This is a genomic window from Erwinia sp. AK-PDG3-5 (assembly GCF_056821705.1).
The window spans coordinates 2,736,088-2,750,648 of record NZ_CM165967.1 but is presented as its reverse complement, the minus strand read 5'-3'; the positions used below and the strand labels follow the sequence as shown (position 1 = coordinate 2,750,648).

The following is a 14,561-nucleotide window of genomic DNA, read 5'->3' as shown; positions in this document are numbered from 1 at the left end:
CGCGCGATCCGCGGCAGTTAAAAAACGTCTGCGGTAAAACTAACGCGCCCGGGGCGAAACAACAAGAATCAATGCTGTTGTTTCGCCACCTTTTACTGATTAATCAGACGTTTTCGGTTTTTGGGTCAGCAGTATAAACAGAGTGATTGCCAGCATGTAGCAGCCAAAAATGGTCGCCGTCATGGTCAGCACCGAGGTGCCGCCGATGCCGGTGACCGGCACAGCGATGCCGCCAAGCGTAAACATGGTGACGCCCATCACCGCTGAAGCACTGCCGGCGCGATGTCCCTGACTTTGCATCGCCAGCGATGCCGCCGCCACACCCACCGCGCCATTACTGGCCACGCTGAAGAACAGGGCTACCAGCACCATCGGTAACGCCGCGCCGGTCAACCCGGTAATCAGCAGGCTGCCGGAGGAGACGAAAGCCAGCGTTAAGGCACCTTTAACCACGCGATATTCGCCAAACAGCGGACTCAGGCGGGCACTGATTTGTGATGCAAGGATCAGACCAACGCCGTTGGCCGCAAAGCAGAAACTGAAGGCCTGCGGCGACAGTCCGTACAGCTGCTGCAGGACAAAAGGCGAGGCGCCGATATAGGCAAACATGCCGGACATCATAAAGCCCTGCGTCAGGCAGAAGCCCATAAAAGGACGGTGTTTAATCACCGAGCCCAGCGCGGCCCAGGCCGAGAAGATGCTGCCCTGGCTGCGCCTTTCGGGGATCAAGGTTTCGGTCAGCTTCACTTTTGCCAGCACAAAGAGCAGCGCAGCAATGGCGGCAATCACCATAAACAGCCCGCGCCAGTCCAGTACGGCCATCAACGCGCCGCCCATCACCGGCGCGGCAATCGGCGCCAGGCCGTTCACCAGCATCAGCAGGGCAAAAAAGCGCGTCAGCTCATGACCGCTGTACATATCACGGGCAATGGCGCGCGACAGCACTGCGCCACCGGCACCGAACAGCCCTTCACACAGACGCGCCAGCAACAGCTGGTTGATATTCTGTGCCAGCGCGCAGCCTACTGACGCAATCAGCAGCAGCACCAGCGAGATCAGCAGCGGCTTAATGCGGCCAAACTTGTCGCTCATCGGGCCAAATATCAGCTGACCTAATCCCAGGCCGATCAGGCCGGCGGTCAGGCTTAACTGCGCGGTGGCGGTCGGCGTCTGTAAATCCTTTGCCAGAGACGGCAGGGCAGGAAGATAAAGATCGATACAAAGCGGCCCGAGTGCCGCCAGAAGTCCAAGCGTAATGGCATAACCAATACGGTTACGATGTGCAGTTGTCATTTTTCCTCTGTCTTAAAAAGGTGGTCCATAAATTGTTGGTATAAGGCGAAGAGTCTTTCCGCTGATGCTTTCTGAGGCGTCAGTCGGCGATACGACGTACCTTCGGCCAGTACGGCAAACACTTCCACGCAGGCGCGGATATGCTCATCACTGAGGTCGGGATGGCTTTTTTTCACATTCTGGCAGGCATGAGTGAACATCCGCTCATCGGCTTCTACCATCATGGTGGCTACCGCCGGGTTGCGGGTGGCTTCGGCGGCGACTTCCAGCATCAAGGCTTCATCATCCTCATCCAGCGCATGACGCCATGCCAGCAGCTGGGGCAGATTGAGCGAGGTGGTGGTCTCTTCAATATAAATCAGGCGGTTATCGATGATCCTTTTCACTATCTCAGCAATAATCGCGTCTTTATTGGTGAAATAACGATAAATCTGCCCAACGCTCAGGCGAGCTTCAGCCGCCAGCTGCGCCATACTGGCAGCATGAAATCCAGAGCGACGAAAACAACGCCGTCCGGCGGCGATAATTTCATCCTGGCGTTGACGATGGCGGGCATCGCGGGCTTCATTTGGCGTACTCATCATGACCTCATGCCGGTAGGCGGTTTGCGCGTGGGCGAAAACCTGCGGGATAGCGGGGTGAGAGCGAACGTTCATTCTCAATGCCGGCATTATAGGCGTGCGGAGGTTCAGTGGCGAAGTGTTTTGGGCGATTTGCTGCCATAAAGTTGATAAATCAGCGTTTATGTACCAGGCTTATCCTCACATGGAAAATAAACGAGGAATAAAAACATGAATAAAGTAACGGGATTTATTGGTGCTGCGCTGGCTCTGGCCGTGTTGTCGGGTTGTTCGGCCTATGACCGTGCAGAAAGCTACGTGACCAAACCGGTTGTTCAGGACGTTAAGAAAGGAATGACCCGCCAGCAGGTTCGTGACATTGCCGGTCCTCCTTCTACCGAAATCACCATGGTTCATGCCCGTGGTACCTGCCAGAGCTATGTGCTCGGCGAGCGTGATGGCAAAATCCAGACTTACTTCGTCAGCTACGGTGATACTGGCCGTGTGATGAACTATGGCTTCCAGAGCTGTAAAGAGTACGATACCGATCCGCAAGCGGCTCAGTAATCGCACCCGCTTAATGAAAAACGGTCACCGTCGGGTGACCGTTTTTTTTTGCGCGTTACAAGCCCGGCGGGCGAGGCACTTCGAGATAACGACCGTCGATGTCGCGACGATAGTAATGGCCATCCTGCACATAAAAACGTTCGCCGTTGTAATCCAGTGAACGCATATCGCCGCTGACGCGCTCAATCGGGGGCTGCACCACCACATAGGTGTTGTCATTCTGCCGCTGATAGTAGTTACCGTTCAACGCGTAATAAGTCAGGCCGCCGATTAACACCGCAGCTGCCGCTTCTGGCAGGAAAGAGAGGTGGTCCGGCCCGTGGCCACCGTGCCAGCCATGTCCTGGATCGCCATGCCAGTCAGGACCTGGTCCCGGTCCCCAGCCACCTGGGTGGGCAAAGGCCAGCGCAGGCGACAACAACGTTACAACTAACAGTGTACTCATCACCTTTTTCATAAGGATCCTCCTGGTTCTGACTGACGCTAACATTACGCCGCGCCAGTCAAAACGCAAGAGCAAGTGGGCCGCTATTGTGGCTTGCTAACAGTGCTTAACACTTCCTTAACGCTTCCTCCATCAAGCCTGTCATATCACGACTTCATGCTGACTAAAACGTCAGCTAAACCCCAACTTTCCAATCGTTAAGCCGGCACGCTCAACGCTTTTTGACTGCGTGACCAGATGCGGTGCGCACCCATAGCAGCGAGGAACTCACTCATGAACACGCCTTCGGCTTTACTGTCTTCAATGATGCCTTCTTCCTGCTGATCGTCAGCCAGACCAAACTGGGATTTGAAGCGCCGGGCATCGCCACTCAGGCCGATCACTTTCAGGTGCTTATAGGCTTCCAGCAGGAAGTAACGCGCATCGCCACTCAGCAGCAGCGCATCAATATTGCCATCCGGCACGATCACCGCATCAAAAGTCAGTGACGGCAGTCCGCTGAAGGTGGCATCGATTGGCAAATCTGAGCCATCATCGGCCCGAACCTGGCCCATATGGGGCGCAATCAGCTTGGCGTGAACGCCGTGTTGCTTAAGTTCCATCAGAATTGCCAGCGTATCCGCCGCAATCACACCATCACTCATTAGCAGTGCAACCTGACGACCTTTAATGGTGCCATTGGGGACGGCATACAGACTCAGGCTGGCGTCTTTTTTCAGCCCGTTAACATCCTTCGGCGGTGCGGTGTGCATCTTCTCGTCGGAAAGGGAGATCCCCAGGTGTTCGGCCACACCGTTTGCCAGTGAAATATCGATATGCACCAGATGATCCACTACCCGCTCGCGAATATATTCACGGGCGACCTTGCTGAGCTCAAACGAGAAGGCATCCACAATATGCTGTTGCTCTACCGGCGTCTGGCTGTTCCAGAACAGGCGAGGCTGCGAGTAATACTCACCAAAGGAGGGGCTGCGCTCGCGGATTTTGTGGCCTTCAATCCGTTCCTGGTAGCTCTCGAAGCCGCCGCGATGCGGTGAAGGGGGCGTTTCACGCGGCCAGTTATCATTGATTGAATTCGGCTCATAGTTCGCCGGGTTGGTATCAATGTCCATCCGGTGCATGCCCTGACGCTGGAAGTTGTGGTAAGGGCAAACCGGGCGGTTTATCGGGATTTCATGGAAGTTTGGCCCGCCAAGGCGACTGATTTGCGTATCGGTATAGGAAAATAGCCGGCCCTGCAGCAGCGGATCGTTGGAGAAATCCATGCCGGGAACAATGTGGCCAGGATGGAAGGCCACCTGTTCGGTTTCCGCAAAGAAGTTATCAGGATTGCGGTTGAGTACCATTTTACCAATCAGCTCCACCGGCACCAGTTCCTCCGGGATCAGCTTGGTGGCATCAAGGATATCGAAGTCGAATTTAAATTCATCCTCCTCGGCGATCAGCTGCACGCCAAGTTCGTATTCCGGGTAGTCGCCCGCTTCAATCGCTTCCCACAGATCGCGGCGGTGGAAGTCCGGATCGCGTCCGGTGAGCTTTTGCGCCTCGTCCCACAGTAACGAGGCCTTCCCGGCAACGGGCTTCCAGTGGAAACGCACGAAGGTGGATTTCCCTGCGGCATTGATAAAGCGGAAGGTGTGAATACCAAACCCTTCCATGGTGCGATAGCTGCGGGGAATGCCGCGATCGGACATCGCCCACATCACGTTATGCAGAGTTTCAGGTTGCAGCGACACATAATCCCAGAAGGTGTCGTGGGCACTTTGTCCCTGCGGAATTTCATTGTGGGGCTCGGGTTTAACCGCATGGACAAAATCAGGGAATTTATGCGCATCCTGAATAAAGAACACCGGCGTGTTGTTGCCGACTAAATCAAACACGCCTTCATCGGTATAGAATTTTGTCGCCCAGCCACGAATATCTCTCACCGTATCGGCCGATCCCGCACCGCCCTGCACGGTAGAAAAGCGCACAAAGACCGGCGTGATCCGATCCGGGTCGCGCAGGAAGTCTGCTTTGGTGATCTCGCTCATATCCCGGTAGGGCTGAAAATAGCCGTGAGCCGCCGAGCCACGGGCGTGGACGATGCGCTCGGGGATCCGTTCGTGGTCAAAATGAGTGATTTTTTCGCGCAGGATAAAATCTTCCAGCAGCGTTGGGCCACGGGTCCCCGCACGCAGGGAGTTTTGATCGTCGGCGATGCGGGTGCCCTGATTGGTGGTCAGCGGGAAGTTTTCACCCCCTTTACGGAAGGTCTCCAGCGAATCAAGCTTGGCGTTATGGGTATCAGGCGCTTTCAGGCTGCCGGGTGCCGTAGGCTGTTTGCCTGGCGCGGTGGGTTCAGCCAGCGGCTTGTGTGAACCATCTTCAGGGGCCAGTGAATCCATACCTGGTCGCGCAGAATCGGGGCCGGTAGAGGGCGCATTATGGCTCAGTTCCTTGTTATCAGTTTCTTTCGACATGCTCACTTACTCCTGCAATTGTCGTTTCAGACTCCAGTAACTATAGAACAGGGAACCGGGTACGCCCGGAAAGTGCAGGGAGTTGCGGCGGGTGAATCATGACAGGATGTTTGGTGGGATAAAGCAGAACGGGCCAGCAGTGTGCCAGCCCGTGTCGAGATTAACGGTGCGCCAGTTCCACGTCGTTATCTGCATCGGCATTTAACAATGTTTTATCGGTCTGCTTCAGCCACTGGCTGGTCAGCGTGCCGGCGGTCATCGAGCCGTTGACGTTCAGTGCCGTGCGGCCCATATCAATCAGCGGCTCAATGGAGATCAGTAATGCGACCAGCGTCACCGGCAAGCCCATGGTTGGCAGGACAATCAGCGCCGCGAAGGTTGCTCCGCCGCCGACACCGGCCACACCCGCTGAACTCAGCGTAACGATGCCGACCAGCGTGGCAATCCACATTGGATCAAAGGGATTGATGCCCACGGTTGGCGCAACCATCACTGCCAACATGGTTGGGTAGAGTCCCGCACAGCCATTCTGGCCAATGGTGGCACCGAACGAGGCTGAGAAGCTGGCAATGGATTCCGGGATGCCCAGACGACGCGTCTGTGCTTCAACGCTCAGCGGAATGGTGGCCGCGCTGGAACGGCTGGTGAAGGCGAAGGTAATCACCGGCCAGACTTTACGGAAGAAGCGGCGCGGATTCACGCCATTCACCGACAGCAGTAGCGCGTGTACCGCAAACATGATCGCCAGACCGAGGTAAGACGCCACCACGAAGCCGCCCAGCTTGATAATGTCGTTCACGTTGGAGCTGGCAACCACTTTGGTCATTAGCGCCAGCACGCCATATGGCGTGAGCTTCATGATCAAACGAACCAGCTTCATGACCCATGCCTGCAGCACGTCAATGGCAGCCAGCACGCGTTCGCCTTTCGGTTTGTCGTCGCGCAGCAGATGCAGAGCAGCTACACCGAGGAAGGCGGCAAAGATCACCACGCTGATAATTGAGGTCGGGCTTGCGCCGGTCAAATCAGCAAACGGGTTTTTCGGCACAAAGGAGAGCAGTAGCTGAGGCGTGGAGAGGTCAGCCACCTTGCCCACATAGTTATTTTGCAACGCAGCCAGGCGCGCGGTTTCCTGAACACCCTGCACCAGGCCGGTGGCATTCAGACCAAACAGCCAGGTCACGAACACCCCTACTAACGCGGAGATAGCGGTGGTAAATAGCAGCACGCCGATGGTCAGCACGCTGATTTTGCCCAACGACGAGGCATTATGCAGACGGGCAACCGCGCTCAGGATCGAGGCGAAGACCAGCGGCATCACGATCATTTGCAGCAGTTGCACATAGCCGTTGCCGACAATGTTAATCCAGCTGATTGACTCTTTCAGCACCGGGCTGTCAGAGCCATAAATGGTGTGCAGGCCCAGGCCAAACAGTACGCCGAGCACCAGTCCCACCAGGACTTTTTTCGACAGGCTCCAGTGGCTGCCGCCGGTTTTGGCGAGGATCACTAACAGGGCAACAAACGCGGCCAGGTTAGCGAGTAATGGAAGGTTCATCCCCAATTCTCCAGTCAATATGGCGTAATTCCCTACGCCGGTAAGCTTCAGATAATTTTTATCGCGTACCAAGTACGACACGTGCGTGAATGGTATCAGCTCAAACTGGTGCTGCCATATATCCAAAAAATATGGCTTATAACGATTTGCGTTTAATTGGGGGTTTAATGGGCACTTTGCGAGTTTATCAGCCGGTTCATGCCGCTCTGAACCGAATTAACCATTTGCGCGGGCCAGCCGGACGCACCAAAGGGGGGCATTCCCTGCGGAAACCACATGGCGTAACCCACCAGTGCGAGGCATAACGCGCGCTCTAACTGATTGCCTTTCTGGCTCCTCAACAGCGGCAGGCGAAAACGCCAGCGGCAGGGCCACAATAAAGGGACGCCGGCAGGGGTCAGCATATCGGCGGCGATATGGCTTAAATATCCCAGTACTAATCCCTGAAACACATCCGCGGGGATCACCCAGTCTTTTGGCACCTTCAAATGGAATAGCGCCACGCCACCCAGAACCGCGAGCAGGCTATGGGTAAAACCGCGGTGCCCAAACACGCGCGCCACAGGTTGCGAAATCCATCTGAAGCGTTGCCCCAGGGTAGACTTAGGGTGATCGATATCCGGCAGTAGGCAGGTCAGCAGTGTCGCAGGCACGATATGCCACCAGTCGCCGTTAGCCAGTTCCGGCGTCAGGTCGGCGCGTTTGGCAAAGATGGCACTGGCAATAGCAAAAATAAGATGGCCTTCGGCCGTCATGGGAACACCTGGCTGCTGAACTGTCGATGTATACAGTATAGGGGATATATACAGTAGAAACTATACGTTACCCTGTAACTAATGATGACTATTTTTACGTTATTGAAGGGGTTAACAGCAGAGAGGAGGTGGCGCGGGCGATTTCGACCGATAAATCAGACCGGAGCCGGCAGAAAACCGGCTCCGGATGTGGATTACCTGCCGTGCAGGTGCGCAGAGGTCAGTTCGTTTAGTGAAGCCAGCTTAACGTTCGCCAGCGACCAGCGGGCATCATCAGCATGTTCTTGCGCCGGGATAACGATTGAACGCATGCGGGCGGCTTTGGTTGCCACCATACCGTTAATCGAATCTTCTAAGGTGACGCAATTCAGCGGGTCTACCCCTAATCCGGCGGCGGCATCCAGATAAACCTGGGGGTGTGGCTTGCTGTAAGGCAGGGCTTCAGCAGAGGCAATCACGTCAAAGTAGTCGCGCAGATTGAACATCTCCAGCACGCGATTCAACATATGCAGCGGTGAAGCGGACGCCAGGCCGATCTTTAAGCCCTCGGCTTTGCACAGCTTTAATGCCTGCTCCACGCCCGGCAGCAGAGGCCGGCTGTCTTCGACTAAATGCAGCGCGCGGGCAATAATCCGCTGGGTAACTTCTTCCTGTGAGGGGCCGCTCCACGGCAGCGCTTCATGCCACATTCTGACGGTCTGATCGATGCGCAAACCCAGCGTATCGGGCAACTCATTCCGACGGGTCAAATCGATATTCAGCGTGGAAAACACGTCCAACTCAGCCTGATCCCAAAGCGGTTCAGAATCAATAAGCAGGCCATCCATATCAAAGATGGCGGCAAGGACGGGGCGGGAATAGGACATTTTGCGGCTCCTTTTGAAAATTTACCTCACCATAGCATGAAGCTTTCACCGACAACATTGTCCCGCTTGCGGCGGTTCTTCCCCTTTTAACGCGACATGACGACTTTTTTCAGGCACATTTCGCTACCTGAAGGTAAACTTATCACCTCAAACCTTAGTCAGGAGAAAGCATGACTTATCAACAAGCTGGCCGGGTCGCGATCCTCAAGCGAGTCGCTGGCTGGATTATTTTTATTCCGGCGCTCATTTCAACGCTGATTTCACTGATGACCTTCCTCGAGAAGAGCCGGGAAAAGCGCGAAGGGATTAATGCGGTGATGCAGGATTTCTCCCATGTGATGATCGATATGATCCGCTTCAACACCGGGTTCCTTAATGCGTTCTGGAATAATTCACCGCAGCCCGATTTTAATCACGGCAGCAACGTCACCTTCTGGATTGTCTACTGGCTGATCTTCGTCGGGCTGGCCTTACAGGCTTCCGGCGCCAGAATGTGGCGACAGTCGCGCCATCTGCGTGAAGGGATTGAGGATCAGGTGATCCTGGAGAATGCGAAAGGGCCAGAAGGGCGCAGCCGCCAGCAGTTGGAAGAGAAAATTATCGTGCCACGTCACACGATTTTCCTGCAGTTTTTCCCACTGTATATCTTACCCATCGTGATTGCGGTGGCGGGTTACTTCGTCCTTAAGCTGCTCGGCTTTATCTTCTGACAAACCGGCCTGAAGCACACTTCAGGCCGGGCGGGCATGTTTTTTGCCCAGTTCATCGGCATCCAGCAGCGCACCAACCGCCTGCTGGGCCTCTCCAAACCAGTGCCCACCAAACACATTCGCCCGGTTAAGCAAATAATAGAGCTGATACACCGGCTGACGCTGAAGATAATCTGCCGGCAGCGGCCAGACGGATTCATAACCTTGAAAGATTTCCGACGGCAAATCCGCATACCACGACAGCATCGCTAAATCACACTCACGGTCGCCCCAATAGCAGGCAGGATCGAAGATCCAGGGTCCACTGCTGCTGCCACCACAGTTGGCAGGCCAGAGATCGCCATGAAGAAGGGAAGGTTGAGGGTGATGGCTCCCTAATGCGGTTTGCGCGCAACGGGTAATCAGCTCAATATCGCCGTACTGAATGCCTTTTTCGGCGGCTAACTGAAGTTGCCAGCCAATGCGCTGTTCAGCAAAGAAGATGGACCAGCGTTTTAACCAGCTGTTGGGCTGAGGGGAAGTGGTGAGATTGTTGTCATAGTCGAGACCGAACTGCGCCTGCTCGCTCCATTGATGCAGATGGGCCAGCTGCTGACCCAGCTGGTGGGCGCTGTGCCGATCGAGCGGTTGCAAAGGAATGTATTCCAACAGCAAAAAACTCACTTCGCGATCGCTGCCGACGCCATAGACGGCCGGTACGCGAACGGTTTTGGTGCGTGCCAGCAGTTGAAGCTGATCGGCCTCCCAGGCAAAAAGATTCAGCATGTCGCGGCTGTTACACTTTACAAAGACATCATACTCGCCATAACGAATATGCCATGCCGGGTGAACGTCGCCACCCGGTAACTCCGTACGCTGGCTGATTTCAGCATCGCCTAACTGCTCACTCAACAGACGACTAATGGCTGACCACATGGCGGTTTCCTCTTTTCGCTGTGTCTTGCAGGACTAACGAATAATAGCGCTTAAAGAATAATCAAAACCAGCGCCTGCGCAAAGCATGGCGCATTTTTTACACAACCTTAGCTTTTGTTGTCCTGCAAAAAGGCTTCGAAGGTCTGAACATCGACTTCAGGTTTCTGACCTAACGCCACCTCGGCCAGTTTTTCTGCCTGTTCGCGGATCGTCTCTTTATCTTGCGGGCTGGTAATGCCGAAACTGTTGGTACCCAGCTGATGGGAAGTGCCATCCGCATCGGTCAGCGAAGTGCTGAAACCGCCGTTGGTCAGCACGCTATTAAGTTCCAGAACGTCAGAAAGGCCTTCTTCCTGATAACGTAAGGTCACGACGTATTGCGCAATATCAGAAGCACTCATAATTCACCTCATTGTTAATCCGTGATTTTCAGCATAGCCCATCGGCAGGAAAGGGGATCCCGGGCGGGGGAATGTTGCCAATGAAAGTAATTATCATTACTATTGTGACCCTTTCTTTTGACGTTCATTCCGGAGCCCGACGTGCTACTGAAGCCTCAATTCTCCCTGCTTGCCACATTGCTGGCGCTTTCCACCGCCACTTTCTCTGCCGTTGCCACCACCTATCCGGTAACCCTGACCGACAGCGATGGCCAACAGGTTATGCTGAAGCAGGAGCCGAAACGGGTCGTGCTACAGGATGGCCGCGATATTCTGACGCTGGCGCTGCTGGACCGTGACGATCCTTTCCAGCGTCTGGTTGCCTGGAACAACCTGCTGAAGAAAAGTGATGCACCGACGTGGGAGTTGATGGAGAAGAAATGGCCGGAAGCCAAAAAGATCATCGATATGGGCTTCAGCGACAAGGGTGAGGTGAATCTTGAAAGTGTGGTCGCCGAACATCCTGACCTGATGATTGCGCAGTTGCGCTCTAAACCTTCGCTGAGCCAGGGTGGCGTGCTGGATAAAATGAAACAGCTTGGCATCCCGGTGCTGTTTATTGACACCTTTGAGCAGCCGGTTGTCGACACGCCGAAAAGCATCACGTCACTGGGCGTGGCGCTGAACCGTGAGTCCGAAGCGAAGGCCTATACCGATTTTTATCAGCAGCATTATCAGGCCATCATTAATAAGACCCGCGACGTGAAGCCGCAACCGCAGGTGTTTATCGAAGCCAAAGCCGGTTTGGGTGGCCTGGAATCCTGCTGCTTTACTCACGCCCATGTCGGCTGGGGAGCCATGGTTGAGGCGGTTGGCGCTAAAAATATCGGTTCCGGGCTACTGCCTGGCGCCACTGGCGATATTTCGCTGGAAAAAGTGATCGCCATGAAACCTGATGTCTATATCGTTTCCGGATCGCAGTGGGCAAGCAAAAACAATGCGGCCGTGCCGTTCGGCTACAACGTGACGCAGGCACAGGTCGATCAGGCTTTCGATAAGATGAAGCAGCGTCCCGGCTTCACTGAGGTATCCGCCATCAGCAACCATCGCTTCTACGGGCTGTATCATAACTTCTACAACCATCCGTACAATATTGTCGGACTGGAGTACCTGGCGAAGTTCATCTATCCGCAGCAGTTTACCGAACTTGACCCGGCTAACACCTGGAAAGAAATTGTCACTCGCTTCACCAAAGTGCCGTTAGGGAAGGGTGTGTTGGGTGCTCAGGCACCGGCAAACTGATTTCCAGGAATACCTGAAGTCGGTGTGATGAGAAAAGGGCGTTCCGTAACGGTCGTCCTTTTTAATTGATTTACTTTTAGCGCGGACAAACTCTTACGTCGGCATTAACATTGAGAGATTTTTTGACACTAAATGACATCTTTTTAGCCCCTTTCAAAGAAAAATCTCATTTACTCAGTGCTGGCTAATGCCTAAATAACCATTATACTTCGCCGCGTTAATGAGAATCCTCTCATTCAGAGTCTGATTTTGCCAATGCGCCAGGTAAAAAGAGCGATTTCATAAAATGTTACGTTTCTTACCGTAAAAGGCATTGATCGTCCTGCAAAACCCTTCAGACTCACTCTTTTTAAACTGTCGTATGGGTCACACTTAATGAAAGCGCTTAACAAGCTGTCTGTAGTTCTTTTGCTCTCCGGGGGAGCGATTTGCCATCAAGCTCTGGCAGACAACAACGTCTTTACGGTCATGGATGACCCTTCCACGGCAAAGAAGGATTTTGATGGGAGTGCATCGGCGGGTTACCTGGCACAGACCGGTAACACCACCAGCTCCTCGCTGACCGCCAATACCAACATGACCTGGTATCAGCCAAATACCGCTTACAGCCTGTGGGGCAACGCCAGCAATACATCGTCTAACGACGAGCGTTCTTCAGAAACTTACCAGGTTGGTGGCCGTACACGTTACAACATGAACAGCTATGACTACCTGTTCGGTCAGGCCAGCTGGCTCAGCGACCGCTTCAACGGTTACGACGGTCGTTCATTCCTGGCGGCAGGTTATGGTCGCCAGCTGTTGAACGGCCCGGTGCACTCGCTGCGTGTGGAAGCCGGTCCGGGCGTGCGTTATGACGATTATCATGACGGTGGCCACGATACCACCGCGCTGGCATACGGTGCATTGAGCTACCAGTGGCAGCTAACCGACACCACCAAGTTCATTCAGGGTGTTTCCGTATTGGGAAGTGACGATACGACAGTCAACTCCGAAACCGGTTTGCAGGTTGCTATCAACCAGTCCTTCTCGTTGAAGCTGGCTTATAACGTGACCTGGAACCAGAATCCACCTGATTCTGCTCCGGACAAAACCGACACCAAGACAACCATCATGTTGTCCTACGCGATGTAATGCGTACCGGGCCGAGCGTATCGGCCCGAATCTCTTTACATTTGACCCTGTCCCCTCAAACCGATACCCCGCAACAGCCTCAAGAGACTATTCTCACACCTGCAGTAACCACCGGCGTTGTGGTTGCAACGATGTAGGTAAAGGACGTAAGAAGTTCACGCTGCTTAATCACATACATGCGTGTGTAACGCATTCTGCTAAAGATATTTCTTAATATAAGGTTTTCATGACGAATATTAATATATTTAAAACCCTGCATGTTACTGTCGGATAAAGGACACCGTTATATCGGGGTAAAATATGGGTGATTACTACTACATGGAAGATTCCAGGAAGTTAAGGGCAAAGTTAGTTGTGCACAAGACGGGCTGTATGGAGATGACCCGAATAAAAGATGAAAGGCTTTTTCTCGGAACATTCTATACCAGTAATGACGCGTTGAGTGTTGCGATAAAAAGACGGCCAGGGGCGATTAAGTGCCTGAGGTGCTGTTAGAACAGGTTTATCAGGGCTGCCCTCCGGCGGCCTTTTTTTTTGCTTGCTGATTTATTTGAAATCTTTCCCTCATACAGGACGGCGGTAATTATTTAACGCAAAATCCAGTCTGATTTTGTCCGGGGCGTCGAGCTGAATAAGAGAGGCCTTTACTCCTCACGTCCTGACTGATTCATGCAATATACGCCCAGTCGAACGTTTACTGCCCCATGGGGCGGAGGGGTTTGCTTGTTACCTGAATTGCACAACTGAGATGATTTCATCCTCATGCTTGATAAAAAAGCCATTACGAACAAAAAATTTTTTTCAAAATGGAAAATAAAAAATCAAAAAAGGTTGCGTTCTTAAAATGACACCTAAATGTAGATTTATACCTTTTAAAGTTGATAGGTTACATGCACATGCAAAATTAAACCTTCACATCTCTTTTTGATTTGTACAACTTTTTCCTCATTTATTATGGTTAACCATACCGCTATCGTCGCCTTTTGATTTTCATTATTCTGCTTTCTGACAGGAAAACACAGCTACACGCCATCTTTATTTAATTATCAAACTACACTTAGGAAGTGAGTTAATTTTTGCAATGTCGATTTAAAATCCATTTATTACCGGAGTCTATATGACTATTAAAACACTAGAAGACTTATTTATTCATGACTTATCTGATATTTACAGTGCAGAAAAACAGATTACCCGGGCCCTGCCCAAGATGGCGCGTGCAGCGTCTGATGAAAATCTTGTTGCAGCATTCCAACAACACTTGGAAGAAACCCGCGGGCAGATTGAACGACTTGATCAACTGGTTGACTCCACTGAAGGCGTGCGTATTAAAAGGATGAAGTGCCATGCCCTTGAAGGACTTGCTGAAGAAGCGCAGGAAATTATCGACTCGGTGGAAGCGGGTCCTGTGCGTGATGCAGGTCTGATTGGTGCTGCGCAAAAAGTGGAACACTACGAAATGGCGGCATATGGCACGCTGCGAGCTCTGGCCCTGAAGCTTGGGTATAAGGAAGCGGCAAAACTTCTGGGTGAGACCCTCGCGGAAGAAAAAGCGACGGATGAAAAGTTAACGGGTATTGCAGAGCAACAATCCTGATAACACATGCTTATCATCAAATG

General features: G+C 53.1%; 14 protein-coding genes. 5 read left to right on the top strand and 9 right to left on the bottom strand.

Annotated features, from left to right (window positions below; translation table 11 throughout):
• Positions 1–99: 99 nt before the first annotated feature.
• A complete protein-coding gene (locus AC1UKS_RS12650) occupies positions 100–1,293 on the bottom strand; it encodes a multidrug effflux MFS transporter (protein WP_053143501.1) in 1,194 nt (397 codons plus the stop codon).
• Positions 1,290–1,874, bottom strand: coding sequence for a TetR/AcrR family transcriptional regulator (locus AC1UKS_RS12645; protein ID WP_482436972.1), 585 nt, complete (start codon positions 1,872–1,874; stop codon positions 1,290–1,292). The genes AC1UKS_RS12650 and AC1UKS_RS12645 overlap by 4 nt, the downstream gene beginning before the upstream one ends.
• A gap of 210 nt (positions 1,875–2,084) precedes the next feature.
• Here AC1UKS_RS12645 and osmE point away from each other — a divergent pair, with 210 nt between their 5' ends.
• Positions 2,085–2,420 (top strand): osmotically-inducible lipoprotein OsmE, encoded by a 336-nt coding sequence (osmE, locus tag AC1UKS_RS12640; protein WP_482433862.1) that lies wholly within the window; start codon positions 2,085–2,087, stop codon positions 2,418–2,420.
• A gap of 55 nt (positions 2,421–2,475) precedes the next feature.
• On the opposite strand, the gene AC1UKS_RS12635 is transcribed toward osmE, so the two are convergent.
• The 5 genes from AC1UKS_RS12635 to hxpB all read right to left on the bottom strand — a co-directional run bounded on the left by AC1UKS_RS12635 (position 2,476) and on the right by hxpB (position 8,506).
• Positions 2,476–2,877, bottom strand: coding sequence for a DUF6515 family protein (locus tag AC1UKS_RS12635; RefSeq protein WP_265910259.1), 402 nt, complete (start codon positions 2,875–2,877; stop codon positions 2,476–2,478).
• Between the two features lie 185 nt (positions 2,878–3,062).
• Positions 3,063–5,327: a catalase HPII gene (gene katE, locus AC1UKS_RS12630; protein WP_482433860.1), complete on the bottom strand. Its 2,265-nt coding sequence runs from the start codon at positions 5,325–5,327 to the stop codon at positions 3,063–3,065.
• A gap of 160 nt (positions 5,328–5,487) precedes the next feature.
• On the bottom strand, positions 5,488–6,885 hold the full coding sequence (locus AC1UKS_RS12625; protein ID WP_265910260.1) for an L-cystine transporter: 1,398 nt from the start codon (positions 6,883–6,885) through the stop codon (positions 5,488–5,490).
• 164 nt (positions 6,886–7,049) lie between these two features.
• The gene (locus tag AC1UKS_RS12620; RefSeq protein ID WP_265910261.1) at positions 7,050–7,640 is read right to left on the bottom strand and encodes a metal-dependent hydrolase; all 591 of its coding nucleotides are present in this window, start codon (positions 7,638–7,640) and stop codon (positions 7,050–7,052) included.
• Positions 7,641–7,834: 194 nt separating this feature from the next.
• Positions 7,835–8,506, bottom strand: coding sequence for a hexitol phosphatase HxpB (hxpB, locus tag AC1UKS_RS12615; RefSeq protein ID WP_471720287.1), 672 nt, complete (start codon positions 8,504–8,506; stop codon positions 7,835–7,837).
• Between the two features lie 170 nt (positions 8,507–8,676).
• Here hxpB and AC1UKS_RS12610 point away from each other — a divergent pair, with 170 nt between their 5' ends.
• Positions 8,677–9,216 carry a YniB family protein gene (locus tag AC1UKS_RS12610; RefSeq protein WP_053143495.1) on the top strand — a complete coding sequence of 180 codons (540 nt, stop codon included), beginning with the start codon at positions 8,677–8,679 and terminating at the stop codon, positions 9,214–9,216.
• Between the two features lie 21 nt (positions 9,217–9,237).
• On the opposite strand, the gene AC1UKS_RS12605 is transcribed toward AC1UKS_RS12610, so the two are convergent.
• The gene (locus tag AC1UKS_RS12605; protein ID WP_265910264.1) at positions 9,238–10,131 is read right to left on the bottom strand and encodes a fructosamine kinase family protein; all 894 of its coding nucleotides are present in this window, start codon (positions 10,129–10,131) and stop codon (positions 9,238–9,240) included.
• A gap of 107 nt (positions 10,132–10,238) precedes the next feature.
• Entirely contained in the window at positions 10,239–10,532 is a 294-nt protein-coding gene (gene ghoS / locus AC1UKS_RS12600) for a type V toxin-antitoxin system endoribonuclease antitoxin GhoS (RefSeq protein WP_482433857.1), read from the bottom strand.
• A 147-nt stretch (positions 10,533–10,679) separates the two neighbouring features.
• Here ghoS and AC1UKS_RS12595 point away from each other — a divergent pair, with 147 nt between their 5' ends.
• From AC1UKS_RS12595 to AC1UKS_RS12585, 3 genes are all read left to right on the top strand, one after another.
• Positions 10,680–11,813: an ABC transporter substrate-binding protein gene (locus AC1UKS_RS12595; RefSeq protein WP_482436970.1), complete on the top strand. Its 1,134-nt coding sequence runs from the start codon at positions 10,680–10,682 to the stop codon at positions 11,811–11,813.
• Positions 11,814–12,188: 375 nt separating this feature from the next.
• Positions 12,189–12,944, top strand: coding sequence for a DUF481 domain-containing protein (locus AC1UKS_RS12590; RefSeq protein ID WP_013201902.1), 756 nt, complete (start codon positions 12,189–12,191; stop codon positions 12,942–12,944).
• Between the two features lie 1,117 nt (positions 12,945–14,061).
• A complete protein-coding gene (locus AC1UKS_RS12585; protein WP_482433856.1) occupies positions 14,062–14,538 on the top strand; it encodes a YciE/YciF ferroxidase family protein in 477 nt (158 codons plus the stop codon).
• Positions 14,539–14,561 lie beyond the last annotated feature (23 nt).

What these genes read in the sequence shown, in the direction of transcription:
- AC1UKS_RS12590 (WP_013201902.1), top strand. Translation starts at nt 12,189, where the DNA reads ATGAAAGCGCTTAACAAGCTGTCTGTAGTTCTTTTGCTCTCCGGGGGA.
- AC1UKS_RS12610 (WP_053143495.1), top strand. Translation starts at nt 8,677, where the DNA reads ATGACTTATCAACAAGCTGGCCGGGTCGCGATCCTCAAGCGAGTCGCT.
- AC1UKS_RS12620 (WP_265910261.1), bottom strand. Translation starts at nt 7,640, where the DNA reads ATGACGGCCGAAGGCCATCTTATTTTTGCTATTGCCAGTGCCATCTTT.
- AC1UKS_RS12605 (WP_265910264.1), bottom strand. Translation starts at nt 10,131, where the DNA reads ATGTGGTCAGCCATTAGTCGTCTGTTGAGTGAGCAGTTAGGCGATGCT.
- AC1UKS_RS12625 (WP_265910260.1), bottom strand. Translation starts at nt 6,885, where the DNA reads ATGAACCTTCCATTACTCGCTAACCTGGCCGCGTTTGTTGCCCTGTTA.
- ghoS (WP_482433857.1), bottom strand. Translation starts at nt 10,532, where the DNA reads ATGAGTGCTTCTGATATTGCGCAATACGTCGTGACCTTACGTTATCAG.
- AC1UKS_RS12650 (WP_053143501.1), bottom strand. Translation starts at nt 1,293, where the DNA reads ATGACAACTGCACATCGTAACCGTATTGGTTATGCCATTACGCTTGGA.
- AC1UKS_RS12645 (WP_482436972.1), bottom strand. Translation starts at nt 1,874, where the DNA reads ATGAGTACGCCAAATGAAGCCCGCGATGCCCGCCATCGTCAACGCCAG.
- AC1UKS_RS12585 (WP_482433856.1), top strand. Translation starts at nt 14,062, where the DNA reads ATGACTATTAAAACACTAGAAGACTTATTTATTCATGACTTATCTGAT.
- hxpB (WP_471720287.1), bottom strand. Translation starts at nt 8,506, where the DNA reads ATGTCCTATTCCCGCCCCGTCCTTGCCGCCATCTTTGATATGGATGGC.
- osmE (WP_482433862.1), top strand. Translation starts at nt 2,085, where the DNA reads ATGAATAAAGTAACGGGATTTATTGGTGCTGCGCTGGCTCTGGCCGTG.
- katE (WP_482433860.1), bottom strand. Translation starts at nt 5,327, where the DNA reads ATGTCGAAAGAAACTGATAACAAGGAACTGAGCCATAATGCGCCCTCT.
- AC1UKS_RS12635 (WP_265910259.1), bottom strand. Translation starts at nt 2,877, where the DNA reads ATGAAAAAGGTGATGAGTACACTGTTAGTTGTAACGTTGTTGTCGCCT.